Raw genomic sequence first — 13945 nt, 5'->3', positions numbered from 1 at the left:
TATCTCCATTATATTCAAATTCAGTTTTATAACCAGTACCGGATGTTACACTTTTCAAAACATTTTTTTCATACACAAAATCTGATGTGCTTGTTTCTGAATCCCCGGAATAATAAACTGTTTCGGTTATTTTTTTTATTAGAATTGATTTTTCATCTGGTATTGTATCTTTGCTTTCGTCATTATTAGAACAAGAAGTCAGGAGTAAGATACAAAAAGTAATTACAGTTTTAATTGATAGGTTTTTTCTCATTTTATTATTTTTTTGCCAAAAATAGAAATATATATTCATTTAAGTTAATCGACATGAGTTTTTTAGATATTATTTTGGGAGCACTTTTGGCTTTCAGTTTATACAAAGGTTTCAAAAATGGACTTTTTGTAGAAGTTGCTTCTTTTATTTCTTTATTATTGGGAATCTATTTAGCGATAAAGTTTTCTTCATTTATGAAAGATATTATTGCAAAACATGTGAGCTGGAATCCCACTAATATTCAGATTACAGCTTTTATCCTAACTTTTATTCTGGTGGTTGTTGCGGTTTATTTACTGGCAAAATTCTTAACAGGAGTTGCCGATTTTGCACAACTTGGTTTAATCAATAAATTGGGTGGCGCTTTTTTCAGGGTTTTAAAAACAATCCTTATTGTGAGCATTTTTATTGCTCTTTTTGAAAAAATAAATTTCGATAATACTTTTGCCAAGAAGGAAACTTTAGATAAATCTATATTTTATAATCCGATTAAGAAAGTGGCTGCTTTTGTTTATCCTTCCATAGAAAAATGGTACGAGACTTTTAAGGAAAGCCAGAAGGAAAAGAACAAGGAAGAAACTGTAAAAGATCCTGAAAAACCAGCCGAAACTTCTGAAAAAGAATAATACATAAAAAAACCCGACAGTACCAAGGTTTCAGGACTGTCGGGCTTGAATATCTAATCGGTTTATTCTACCAGCTTATTTCTAATTTCTGTCCTTTTTTCAAAACGACTTCTTGTTTTTTATTTCTATAAACTAAAGCTGTTTTCCCTCCGTTTTTAGACGAAATAGTTAATACGGTTATATTTTTATTATTCCATTCCATTTCTATTTCAAATCCGCCTCTTGCACAAAGACCCTTTACAGATCCTGTTTCCCAGGCGTCCGGCAAAGCAGGAAGTAATCTTATTTCGTTTTCATCAGATTGCAACAACATTTCGGCAACGGCTGCGGCACCACCGAAATTGCCATCAATCTGAAATGGCGGATGCGCATCAAATAAATTCGGGTACGTTCCCCCTCCTCTTCTTGGTGTTTGTGTTTTTTTACCATCCGGATCTACGTAGCGTAATAATTCACGGTACATTTTGTAGGCACGGTTTCCGTCCCAAAGTCTTGCCCAGAGATTAATTCGCCAGCCTTTTGACCAGCCTGTAGTTTCGTCTCCTTTAATTTCGAGCGTTTTTTTTGATGCTTCTGCTAAATCAGGAGTTTTCAAAGGTGTTATGTGATTGCCCGGAAATAGTCCGAATAACTGTGACTGATGACGATGTTTTGGATCTTTATCGTCCCAGTCGAAATACCATTCCTGAAGATTTCCTTTTTTACCAATTTGATACGGATAAAGTTTAGCCAGTGCTTTTTCAAGTTTTTCTCTAAATTCAGCATCAGTATTCAAAACTTTTGATGCCTTTATTGTTTTATCAAAACACTCTCGAATCATGGCCAGATCTGCTGTTCCTCCATACATAGTGGCTCCGACAAAACCGTCCGGGGTTATATATTGATTTTCCGGAGAAGTTGATGGAGATGTGATCAGATTCCCTTTTTTATCGGTTATCATCCAGTTCAGGTAGAACTCGGCTGCTCCTTTCATTAAAGGATATCCTTCTTTTTTTAAATATACTGCATCCTGCGTAAACACATAATGTTCCCAAATGTGCGTACTCAGCCAGGCGCCTGCTAGTGGCCAGCATGCCCACATAGGATCTTCTTTTCCAAATTGACCTACCGGATTGGTCATTGCCCAGATATCCGAATTGTGCGCTGCCGCCCAGCCCTGATTAACTCCGTAAAAAGTTTTAGCAGTTACTTTTCCGGTTACTGAAAGGTTTTTTATAAAACTTAATAATGGTAAATGCATTTCTGAAAGATTCGTATTTTCTGCCAGCCAGTAGTTTTCCTCCACATTAATGTTCATCGTATAATTGCTGCTCCATGGCGGGCTAAGATGCGGGTTCCAGATTCCCTGTAAATTGGCAGGAACTCCCAAAGTTCTTGAACTGCTGATCAGTAAATAACGTCCGTAATTAAAATACAAAATTTCCAGATTTTTATCTTCTTTTCCGTCGGAATAGCGAAGCAAACGTTCATCTGTTGCCAGATCCGGTGCTGTTGTTTTTCCTAAATCCAAACTTACTCTGTTATAGAATTTCTGATAATCCGCAACGTGATTTTCTTTTAATCTATCAAATGGTTTTACAAATGCTTTATTTAAATTTTGTAATGCCATCGCAACATCGTCTATGCCTTCGGTTGCGGGATTTTTGTCAAAACCATTAAAACTTGTTGCAACTGAGACATAGATAAAAACTTCTGATGCATTTTTTACCGTTATTGTTGCATTAGAACTTGTCACTTTTCCGTCTGTATTTTTGACCTGAAGCAGAGTCGTAAACTTTGTTCCTCTTTCTTTTACTTCTAAATATTTTGGCAAAACAGTATAACCTGCATTTTCATGAATTGGCGCAACACCATTCATCATCATAGTGTTGTTTCTGACTTCGACATTTGACTTTAACAAACTCCTTAAATTGATATCAAAGTTTAAAGCTTCTTTTTGGCTGCTTGTGAGTTTGATTACCATAATTTGATCCGGTGCCGAAACAAAATACTCACGGGTAAACTTTACGCCATCCAGTTCATAACTTACTTTTGAGGTTGCATTAGAAATATCAAGTTCTCTGTAGTAATTGGTCGCTTTTCCTTTTTCGAAATTACTGATTTCTAATGTTCCCAACGGAGCATACGATTCTGAATTTTTTCCCTGAATCTTTTTGTTTAATTCTTCAGCTAGTTTGTAATTTTCGTTTTGTAAAGCTTCGCGAATTGCCGGAATATTTTTATAGGCTTCGGGATTCATGTTTGCATTTACAGGTTCTCCCGACCAAAGTGTGATATCATTCAGGTAAATTTTATCCGAATTGACTCCTCCAAAAACTGTTGCTCCAAGTTTTCCGTTTCCTAAAACTAAACTTTCCTCAAAGAATTCTGCCGGTTTATTGTACCATAAAACATTTTTGGATTGTGCTGAAATGTTTGTATAGCAAGATGTGAGAAGTAAGATGAAAAATGTTTTTATGATGGCTGAATTCATAAGCTGGTAGTTGTTGATGTTATTTTATTTTTCATGGTTTAGAATCTCGTATTTCTACAATTTTGTCATTCTGAGGAACGAAGAATCTTCATAAGAAACTCCGTAAAGTAAATCTTTAATGTTTGTCGATCTACTAACGAAGATTCTTCGTCCCTCAGAATGACATAAAACGTGATTATTTTGTTGCGTATGCGTGAGGGATAGGAGCTAACTACCGAAGTAGTGCGGATAGCTCGACCGTACCGGAATAAGAAGGCGTATTTAGGTAAAGTATATTTGCCTTCTTATCCCGGTACGGTCACGCCCTGATAATTTTATTTACTCACTTTATATTTTTCATTTGCTGTCATCATTTCCCAATTATCAGTCCTGAATGGCGATGCGGGAAATTTTTCTTTGTTATAAAGATTGATATTAGTGTCATCGTCTGCCCAACCGTAATGAACTGCCACCGGATTTTGAACCTGATCGCTGGAAACGATTATTTTGTTGTCTTTGATTATCGCTTTCGCGGAATGAAAAACTTTGTCTGCACCGGCGATTTCGAAACCTTTTAATTCTGTATTGTCCGGAGTGGATAATCCGCTGCCGGTATGGTTAAAAGTCAGGATAATCTGGTTTCCTTTTATTTCCTGAGATTTATAAACCGGACCGCTGAAAACTTGTTTTTTATTGTAAACATTATTTAATGCAATTGCTGCCAGACGCAAAGCTACATCTTGTTTGTTTGTTGGGTGAATGTCTTTTGCGTTCCCGATATCTGTCGTTACGGCCATTCCGGTGTTGGATAATTTTAAGGTTTCTGATTGTGCTTCGCGAAGTTCTGCCCAACGGCTTCCTTTTGCACTGTTTCCGCCAAACTCGTCGAAGGTGGCCAATTGTACAAAATAGAAAGGAAAATCCCCTTGTTTGAATTTGGTTCTCCAGTCCGTAATCATAAGAGGAAATGATTTTTTATATTCTTTTGCTCTCCAGACATTGGCTTCGCCCTGATACCATAAAACACCCTGAAATGCATAAGGAACCAATGGATTTACCATTGCATTGTATAATAACGACGGATAACTGTTTGGCGAAACTTCGATTCTTACTTTTATCACATTAAATTTCCAAAATCCTTCAAGCGGCAGATTTGAATCTTTAAAGTCAATTTTTAAATCGGCCGGGTCGCCATAAATTCCGCCACCACCGCTGTAATCTGTAATTCTGACTGCGATTGTGTTTGTTCCTTCTTTCAGGACATTTGAAGGGATTTTGTAAATTCTCTGTTTGTCCCAAAGATTATTGGTTCCCACTTCAACCCCGTTCACGAAAGTCTGGTCTTCATCATCGACTTTTGACAGATATAAAACGGCTTCTTTTTTGGCTTGTTCTGCTGTTAAAACAATTGTTTTTCTCATCCAGACAATTCCGTCTATATTTCCAAGCTGTTGATTTTCCCAAAGTGAAGGAACTTTTATTTCAGGCCAGTTTTTATCATTGAAGTTTGGATCTTTAAACCGGGCTTCGTTTTCCATTGAAACATCAAAACCCTGAACTTTTCTAACGTTTTCTAAAACTGATTTTTTATAGATTTCAAAAACTTCATCCATGTTTACAACCGGAACATCGGCAATCATAGCCTTAAAATCCTCACTGTTTTGAAATGCTTCCCGGCTTGTCCAGGTTTCTACGTTGGTTCCGCCCCATGAAGTATTTATGATTCCGATTGGGATTTTTAATTCGGCGTATAATTTTTTTGCAAAATAATAGCCGACTGCTGTAAAATTACCAACATTTTCTTTGTTTGAAACTTCCCATTTTGCAGATTTCAAATCGTCTTTTGGTGTTCCGCTTAAATCCTGCGCCACGCCAAAATGACGAATCATGGGATAATTTGAATCTTCAATTTCTTTCTGGGCATTCATCGTTTTGTACACCTGAAATTCCATGTTTGACTGTCCGCTGCAAATCCATACTTCGCCAACCAAAACATTTTTTATGATGATTTTATTTTTTCCTGTAATGGATAATTCAAAAGGACCGCCCGCTTTTTCAGCTTTTAGATTTACCGTCCATTTTCCGTTTTGATCGGCTGTGATTGTTTTAGTTTGTTTGTTAAAACGGATTTCTACTTTTTCATTGGCATCTGCCCAACCCCAAACCGGAATTGGTTTATTACGCTGTAAAACCATTCCGTCAGAAAAAACCAAAGGCATTTTTACATTTGCCGTTGCAGCTATACTGCATAAAAGAAAAAGAAAGGCTGTATATTTTTTCATTTCATTTATAAATTTAAATCTCTAAAATCAGATAAGTGATATAAGTAAAATTAAGCTAAAAATTAATTCAAACTTAAAAATACTTATACCACTTATGTAATTCAAAAAAGGCAATTGCTACTTTAATCCGTCATTCAATGCTTTTAAAGCTTGTGCATCATAAACTGTATTATTGCTTCTGTCAAATAAGGACATTGTGTTTACTCCCAAATTTCCTGCATCCCAATAAAAAGGAACCAGTCCGTTTGCAGTGGCTTTTTGAACCACATATTTCAGAAAATAAGCTCTGGATTCTAAATGCAGTGTCAGATCAGCACCTGTTAAATCAGAACGTCTTATTGCTCCAAATTCTCCTAATATTACCGGAACTCCTTTGTCTACAAATTTAGTTTTCATCGAATGGAAAAAGTTATCTAAATCTGTTTCCTCTCCCCAGGTTGAATTACGTGATACATCTGTTGTTGAATGGTAATTTGCTCCCCAATAGTAAAACATTTTACCCCAGTCTGCATCTTTGTCCATAAGGCAAAATTGATACGGAGTGTAATAATGAACCTCAGCCATCATTCTGTCTGCTACTTTATCTGTTGGTAAAGTATTCATGAGGTTGTTTGTCTTTTCTATATCTGTTGATGGCCCCTGAATAATTAAATTACGGTATGCATTTTTTCCTCCAGTAGAACGAACAGCATCAATAAAAGTTTGGTGATAAGATGTTAAAACTGCCATTTGTGTCGCATTTTCAACATTTGGTTCGTTGGCACTTGCAAAAAGTAAGTGTTCGTCGAAACCTCTCAAATGTGTGGCAATCTGTTCCCAAAATGCTTTTTGTTTGGCATTGTTTTCGTCTTTTTTGGCTTCTGTAACATTATTTTCAAGCCATCCGTTATCCCAGTGAATGTTGACAATTACATACATGTCATTATCCACACAATATTGCACTACTTCTTTTACTCTGTTAAGCCAGGTGGTGCTAATTTCCGCTTTTCCCGCATTTGATAAATACTGATTCCAGGAACACGGAATTCTTATCGCATTAAATCCGTTTGCTTTTACCAAATCTATCAATTGTTTGGTCACTTTTGGATTTCCCCAGGCAGTTTCTCCACCTGTTGCTTCCATCGTGTTACCGATATTCCAGCCCAATTTTAGTTTTGCTGCCAGTTGTACGGCTGTATTGCTCATTCCTGTAGCGTCTGCAGGAAGCGGATTTGTGTTATAGCTAGGATATGTCCCGTCAGAACCAATAGCAGCGGCCTGAGTAATTGCAATTTGAAGCGATTTAGCTTCGTTTGAAGTTAATGTTATAACTGCAGTTCTCGGAGTTGTCTTTGTATTTTCTAAAGCTGTAACTTTTACAACTGTCGTTCCTGTCGTTCCTCCTGCTTTGCTGATCTTTACCCAGCTAGCATCTGAACTTTGCAACAGCCATGCTGTCACTTCACTATTGATTGTCAAATCAGCATTACTTTCAGCACTCTGAAAATCAATTTTATTTGTGCTTATTGCTAAGCCTTTTACTGTTAGATTTTGTGGGGTTTCTTTTTCTGCACTACAGGATAAAAATCCTCCAAGAACAATAAAAAGTACAGCTGTAACGAGGCAATTTTTTATTCTCTTTTTCATGTTTATAAAAATTATGGTTAGTTAGTGTTTTTACCGCAAAGTCCGAAGGTTTACGATATGGTTGAAAAGATTTACCATATAAGGGATATAAGTTCATTTAAATCAAAAACTATATGGTGCCGACTTTAACCGCAAGGCCCGCAAAGGTTTACGCAATGGTCTCTATGATTTTAACCATATAAAGGATATAAGAAAATGTAAGCTTTGATTTAAATGAACTTATATCCCTTATATGGTTTTAAAAATTATTTGATTGTTACTGAAACTTCTTTTTTGATATCTCTTGAAGAGTTACCTATTTTCAGCGTATATTTTCCTGGTTCAACTGTCCATTTTTTGGCTGCAACGTCATAATATGCTAATTCTTTTACAGGAACTTTGATTGTAACTGTATTTGAACTTCCGGCTTTTACAGCTGTTTTTTTGAATCCTTTTAATTCCTGTGCGGCACGTGTAATCTTAGAATCAGATTTTGAAGTGTACAATTGAACTACTTCTTTTCCGTCTGTTTTTCCTGTGTTTTTTACCTCAACAGAAACTTCTATCACTTCGTTCTGGGCATAAGATGTTTTATCGGTTTTTGCATTGTCAAAAGCAAAAGTGGTATACGATAATCCATATCCGAAAGGATATAATGGTGCTACGTTTTTAGTATCAAACCAGCGATATCCTATTAAAATACCTTCTGCATAATTAACTGTTTTTCCGCCCGGGAAACTGTTTGTAGCATGCGCCGGAGAATCCATAATATTTTTCGGCATTGTCCATGGTAATTTTCCTGACGGATTTACTTTTCCTAACAATACATCTGCCAGGGCATTTCCTCCTTCAGAACCATTAAACCAACTCCATACTAATGCTGACGTTTTTTTACTTACTTCATTCACATCAAAAGGGGCTCCTGCAATCATAACTACAATTGTTCTTGGATTAACAGCCAGTACTTTTTTGATTAATTCTTCCTGTCCAAATGGTAAGTGTAAATCTCTGCGGTCAGAAGCTTCTGTTTCGTAATCACGGTTTGAACCCGCAAAAATGATCGCTACATCGGAATTTTTTGCTGCTTCTACTGCTTCTTTAACTTTTGCAGGATCTAACTGATCGATCGTTACTGGTCCGGTTGAAGTGATATTTCCTAAATTTCCTTTATTTTTTTCTTCGTAACGCTCCAGATAACCTTCTGCATAATTAATTTTTACTGATGAAGGAAGTCTGTTTTTCAGACCTTCAAGAGGTGTGACTTCTCTTTTGGTTTTTACACCTGCACCAAATCCTCCTAAAGCATTTTTCTTCGTCGCATTGTTTCCGATTACAGCAATAGATTTTACTCCGTCCAGTTGTAACGGAAGTGCATTATTTTCATTTTTTAATAAAACTACAGACTCAGCCGCAATTTTGTATGCATCCTGATAATGTGCTTCTGTCGCAATGCTTCCCTTGGCACGGGTTCCGCCTCCCATTGCTTTTACCTGATATAAAACGCGCAAAATTCGTTTTACATGAAGATTAATTTCAGCTTCTGAAACTTCTCCTGATTTAACTGCTGCAATCAGTTTATCGGCAAGGAAGAATTCGTTGAATGGTTTTGGAGTTCCCATTTCAATATCTAAACCATTTTTCAAAGATTTCCCTGTTGAATGCACCGCAGCCCAGTCTGAAACTACAATTCCTTTAAATCCCCATTCATCACGAAGAATTTTATTCAGCATATAATCATTCTCACATAAATATTCGCCTCTGAATTTATTGTAGGCACCCATTATAGAATACGATTTTGCTTCTTTTACTGATGCTTCAAAAGCCGGTAAATAAATTTCACGAAGGGCACGCTCGTCAATCTGAACATCTACAAAATCACGATTTGTTTCCTGATTATTTGCTGCAAAATGTTTTACGCAGGCCATCACATCTTTTTCCTGTAAACCAACAATCAGGGGTACCGCAATTTTTTTATTCAAAAACGGATCTTCAGACATGTATTCGTAAGTTCTTCCTCCAAGTGGAGTTCTTACCATATTGATGGCCGGCGAAAGCAGCATATCTTTATCTCTTGCACGTAATTCTTCTCCTAAACTATTTCCAAAAGTATGCGCCATTTCAGTATTCCAGGTAGCAGCCAAACCGCCTCCCGCCGGGTAATAAGTCGCAAAATCATTGGTAAGTCCTGCCGGTGCCCAGTTGTCACGGGAAATTTCCTCACGAACTCCCAATGGTCCGTCTGCCATTTTTAGTTCCGGAATCCCAAGACGTTTTACACCTCCATTGCTAAACATACTATTACCGTGTAACATTCCTATTTTTTCCTCAATTGTCATTTGAGCAATCAGCTTGTCTATTTCAGCATCATGTTCTGTGCCGATTTCTTTTCCTTGATATTCTTCTGTCTGAGCCGAATCAGTACCCGAACTTTGTACATCGTCTTTACAAGAAGTAAACGCTGCAAAAGCCAAAGCCGCTGATAGGAATATTATTTTATTTTTCATGCTTAATAATTTATTATGGTTTTCTGTATTAGCTGTTTAAAAGAGTTTATTGTTTGATAAGATTTACCAGCACAACATCATTTTCATTGATTTTAAATTCCCTGTTAAAAGTTCCTTTCGCATCAACGGTGATTTTTTCTGTTAGAACAGGAGATCCGTTGTTTTTCTCTTTGATGGTTTTTACTTGTTGAAGAGTTAGCTGGCCTGGTTTATTCAATGCCAGATAATCTGCATAGGCATCATTTACTTTATAACCCACTTTGTAAATTTCTACAATATATTTGCCTTTTTGTAACCCGTCAAGTTCAATTTTTACTTTTCCTTTTTCTTTAGATGGAAGGTCCTGAACATAATAGGTCTGGTTCCAGACTTTTTCTCCCGGATGCGTATTGGTAAAATCCCAGAATAATAATTGAACGTCCCCATTTTTACTTTTAGTTGCCCACGAAGAATTGTCTTTGTTCTGAAGTTCCGTATCGCCTAATTTGTTCATAAACGAATAAGAGAAATAAGCCGGTTTTTTGATTCCCTGCGTATTTAGTAATCCAAATCCACCATGGAACGGTGTAAATCTTGGTCCCGGTTCCTCAAAAATATCGGTAAAAACCCAATAAGACATAGAGTTAGCTGCGTCACCGCTTTGTTTTAGTTTATGTAAAATATAAGCTGCCGAATGGTAACTGTCGTGAATCGGGTCTGCAGGTGTATAAGAAGAACTCCATTCTGTATAATGCAGTTCAAGATTTGGCATAGCCGAATTGGTTATTTGCTTACGCGAATTGATAACATCGCCGCTCACACTATTATCGTCAGGACTCAGGACGGTTCCGGAAGTTCCGAATTCGTCTAAATATCCCTGGTTTACACCGTAAGTATGTGTCGAAATAAAATCCAGAGGTACTTTGTTTTTAGCACAAAAATCAATGGTTTCAGGAACCCAGGCTGCTCCTGCTGTTGCCGGGCCTCCTACTTTATAGCCTGGGTTTACACTTTTTATGCCTCGTGCTGCATATTCGTATAATTTAAAATATTCTGCTTGTGTACCTGTCCAGAAACCTGGCGATAAATTGGGCTCGTTCCAAACTTCAAAATACCATGTTTTTACTTCATCTGCACCATAACGTTCTGTAAAATGTGCCGTAAGGTTTTGAACTAAATCTTCCCATTTTTTATAATCTTTTGGAGGTGTAACATTTCCTTTCCACCAAAAAATAGTTTCTTTTCCACTTGCCAATGCTGATGGCATAAAACCTAATTCAACAAAAGGTTTCACTTTAATACTCAGAAGAAAATCATACAAAACATCGATATATTGATAATTGTATTCCGGATTTCCTTTTGCATCTTCTCTGTAAACGGCCATATCATCCGACAATAAACCGTGCATTCTGATGTATTTAAAATCGCATTCTTTTTTGGTCATTGCCAGTTGTTGCTGCCAGTCGGCTCTCAGACCTTCATTTGCTCTTCCGGCTCCAACACATTCTTTGAACATCGTGTTGAGTTTTCCGGCTGTTTTATTATAATCCACCTTAATAATTCTGGTATCAATGGTATTTTGTGCAAACAAAGTACCATTGACCAGAATTAATAAAACAAAAAGTGGTTTTAAGTTTATTTTCATAATGATGTTTTCTTAGTAAGAGCAGATTTATTCTGTCGTAATTACAATTGTAGAAGGTTTTAATCCATTTGCTTTTGCGGTTAATTCCAATCTTCCGGATTGCTTGCCGGATTGAACAATAACCAGACATTTTCCGTTAAGTGCCGTGTGTTTAGTTCCTTTGAAAGATTCGTGACTTACCGGATCTCCGCTGGAAACTCCAACAATTTTTCCATTTCCTTTTAATGAAAAACTAATTTCATTATTCGCGTTCGGCGCTAAAGTTCCTTTTTCATCCAAAATATCTACCGTTACAAAAGACAAATCATTTTCATCTGCTTTTATGGTACTTCTGTCTGCTGTTAATTTTAATTGTGATGGATTTTCGGCTGTTTTGATTTCGGTTTCCAAAACAGTTTTTCCATTTTTACGGGAAACTGCTTTTAACGTTCCCGGCTGAAAAGGAATTCTCCACATGACGTGCAAATCTTCTCCTTTTTTGCTGCGGACTCCAACTGATTTTCCATTAAGGAAAAGTTCCACTTCATCTGCATTATTGTAATACGCCCAAACGTCTACAGTTTGTCCTGCTTTCCAGTTCCAATGCGGAAAAATGTGCAGTACGGTTTTGTCTGTCCATTCGCTTTGGTACATATAATACACGTCTTTTGGAAAACCTGCTATATCTACAATTCCGAAATATGAACTTACAGAAGGCCATTCGTAGGGAGTTGGTTCACCGATATAATCGAAACCTGTCCAGATGTACATTCCCGAAAGGAAATCGTGTTTTTTAATCACTTTCCATGTTGCTTCATGTGTTGAACCCCAGGGTGCCTGCACCTGATCATAAGCCGAAACGGTATTACCGGGATTTCCTCCCGTGAATTTAAGATCCCATCTTACCGGCCATTTTTTTATGGTATCTGAAACAGCGTCATAATAACCGCGTGTCTGTAAACCCGAAGTAGTTTCGGTTGCTATAAATGGTTTGTCAGGGAAATTCTTTTTGTGATGTTCATACGTTTGATGCGCATAATTATAACCAATAAGGTCTAAAACTCCCGAAGCTGCAATGGCATTAAACTGAACGTTCTTTTTTTCAAACTGTAAAGTTACCTCGTCGATATTCATATTTACCGGAGGGTTCATTCCTGCTGTAAGCGGTCTTGTTTTATCATAGTGGCGGGTTATGGCTGCTAATTCTTTGGCAATTTCAACGCCGGTTTCATTCCATTGTTCCGGAATTTCATTTCCGATACTCCAGATAAAAACACTTGGGTGATTTCGGTCACGAAGCAATTGATCTATTAAATCGGTTTTATGCCATTTGTCCCAATCGGTTGCGTAATCGTATTTTGTTTTGCTTTGTTTCCACATGTCAAAAGCTTCGTCCATGACAATGAAACCCATTTTATCACAAAGTTCTAAAAGTTCGGGAGCAGGCGGATTATGAGAAGTCCTGATTCCGTTTACACCCATTCCTTTCATGATTTCCAATTGTCTTTCGATGGCGCGCGTATTGATTGCAGAACCTAACGGACCTAAATCATGATGAAGACAAACTCCTTTTATTTTTAGCTGTTTTCCGTTCAGAATGAAACCTTTATCAAGATCAAATTTAAAATCCCTGATTCCGAAATTGGTTTTGTATTGGTCTATTATTTTATCGTCAAGCGAAATTTCTGTAACTGCTGTATATAATTCCGGTTTTTCTACGGACCATAAAATGGGGGTTTCAACCTGCGCTTCTTGTTTAATGGTTTGTTTTCCGTCTGCAGCAATTGTTATATCTTGGGTAACTGATGTTACTTTGGTGTCTTCTTTAAAAATAGTAGTAATTATTGTTGCCTTTTTTGATTCTGAACTTTGATTCTGAATCGTTGTTTCAATAGCTACGGAAGCTTTTTCTGCAGTAACTTTTGGAGTTGTAACATACGTTCCCCAATGTGCTACATGAAGCTTAGCTGTGGTTTCTATCCAGACATTTCTAAAAATTCCTGAACCTGAATACCAGCGTGAATTTGGTTGTTTTGAATTGTCAACCTTAACAATTATTTCGTTGTTTTTATCTCCATAGTTTAAGTATGGGGACATGTCATATTGAAAACCTATATATCCGTTTGGACGTTTTCCTAAATAATGTCCGTTTATCCAGACTTCGCTGTTTTTGTAAACGCCGTCAAAAGTTATTGAAGTGATTTTTGTGCTGTCTTCAGCAGCGACTTTAAATGTTTTTTTGTACCATCCAAGACCACCATTAAGTGATCCTCCTCCATATCCGGCAGGGCTTTTTTCATCAAATTTACCTTCTACTCCCCAATCGTGCGGTACGTTTAGTGTTCTCCATCTTGTTGAAGTTCCGATCGTATCTTTATCTGCAATACTGTCATTTAAGTGAAAACTCCAATTGGCATTAAAAGAAACTTTTCGGTTTTTAAAAAGATCTTCTTTTTTACTGCAGGAGCCTAATAAAATTGTTCCAACAAAAATTAACAGAGGAAGCAGGCTTAAATTGTTTCTTTTGTGCATGAGTACTTTTTTGAAAATGGAATTAGAAAAATAATTATAAGCCTCAGTTTAAAAAACAGAAACTGTTTAGAAAACTGAGACTTAAAAA

General features: G+C 36.9%; 8 protein-coding genes. 1 reads left to right on the top strand and 7 read right to left on the bottom strand.

The window, feature by feature from the left end; all coding sequences use genetic code 11:
* Positions 1-253, bottom strand: a 253-nt coding sequence (locus DCO46_RS14865; RefSeq protein ID WP_133244609.1) for a hypothetical protein, incomplete at its 3' end; no start/stop codon positions are given.
* 53 nt (positions 254-306) lie between these two features.
* Between DCO46_RS14865 and DCO46_RS14860 the strand changes: the two genes are divergently transcribed.
* On the top strand, positions 307-879 hold the full coding sequence (locus tag DCO46_RS14860; protein WP_116753299.1) for a CvpA family protein: 573 nt from the start codon (positions 307-309) through the stop codon (positions 877-879).
* Between the two features lie 67 nt (positions 880-946).
* Here the strand turns inward: DCO46_RS14860 and DCO46_RS14855 are convergent, their stop codons facing one another.
* The 6 genes from DCO46_RS14855 to DCO46_RS14830 all read right to left on the bottom strand — a co-directional run bounded on the left by DCO46_RS14855 (position 947) and on the right by DCO46_RS14830 (position 13857).
* Entirely contained in the window at positions 947-3352 is a 2406-nt protein-coding gene (locus DCO46_RS14855) for a glycosyl hydrolase family 95 catalytic domain-containing protein (protein ID WP_116753298.1), read from the bottom strand.
* Between the two features lie 314 nt (positions 3353-3666).
* On the bottom strand, positions 3667-5613 hold the full coding sequence (locus tag DCO46_RS14850; RefSeq protein WP_116753297.1) for a sialate O-acetylesterase: 1947 nt from the start codon (positions 5611-5613) through the stop codon (positions 3667-3669).
* Between the two features lie 117 nt (positions 5614-5730).
* Positions 5731-7239: a cellulase family glycosylhydrolase gene (locus DCO46_RS14845; RefSeq protein ID WP_116753296.1), complete on the bottom strand. Its 1509-nt coding sequence runs from the start codon at positions 7237-7239 to the stop codon at positions 5731-5733.
* 245 nt (positions 7240-7484) lie between these two features.
* Complete coding sequence (locus tag DCO46_RS14840) at positions 7485-9722, bottom strand: glycoside hydrolase family 3 C-terminal domain-containing protein (RefSeq protein ID WP_116753295.1); 2238 nt, start codon at positions 9720-9722, stop codon at positions 7485-7487.
* Between the two features lie 46 nt (positions 9723-9768).
* A complete protein-coding gene (locus DCO46_RS14835; RefSeq protein ID WP_116753294.1) occupies positions 9769-11346 on the bottom strand; it encodes a GH39 family glycosyl hydrolase in 1578 nt (525 codons plus the stop codon).
* Positions 11347-11373: 27 nt separating this feature from the next.
* Positions 11374-13857 carry a glycoside hydrolase family 2 TIM barrel-domain containing protein gene (locus DCO46_RS14830; RefSeq protein ID WP_116753293.1) on the bottom strand — a complete coding sequence of 828 codons (2484 nt, stop codon included), beginning with the start codon at positions 13855-13857 and terminating at the stop codon, positions 11374-11376.
* Between the last annotated feature and the right edge of the window lie 88 nt (positions 13858-13945).

Origin of the sequence: Flavobacterium sp. HTF (genome assembly GCF_003105115.1) — a bacterium.
Classification (GTDB): Bacteria; Bacteroidota; Bacteroidia; order Flavobacteriales; family Flavobacteriaceae; genus Flavobacterium.
The sequence above is the reverse complement of the archived record's forward strand: the minus strand, read 5'-3'. Positions and strand labels throughout refer to the sequence as shown.

Coding starts and splice junctions, on each gene's coding strand:
- DCO46_RS14860 (WP_116753299.1), top strand. CDS start 307: ATGAGTTTTTTAGATATTATTTTGGGAGCACTTTTGGCTTTCAGTTTA.
- DCO46_RS14830 (WP_116753293.1), bottom strand. CDS start 13,857: ATGCACAAAAGAAACAATTTAAGCCTGCTTCCTCTGTTAATTTTTGTT.
- DCO46_RS14835 (WP_116753294.1), bottom strand. CDS start 11,346: ATGAAAATAAACTTAAAACCACTTTTTGTTTTATTAATTCTGGTCAAT.
- DCO46_RS14845 (WP_116753296.1), bottom strand. CDS start 7,239: ATGAAAAAGAGAATAAAAAATTGCCTCGTTACAGCTGTACTTTTTATT.
- DCO46_RS14840 (WP_116753295.1), bottom strand. CDS start 9,722: ATGAAAAATAAAATAATATTCCTATCAGCGGCTTTGGCTTTTGCAGCG.
- DCO46_RS14850 (WP_116753297.1), bottom strand. CDS start 5,613: ATGAAAAAATATACAGCCTTTCTTTTTCTTTTATGCAGTATAGCTGCA.
- DCO46_RS14855 (WP_116753298.1), bottom strand. CDS start 3,352: ATGAATTCAGCCATCATAAAAACATTTTTCATCTTACTTCTCACATCT.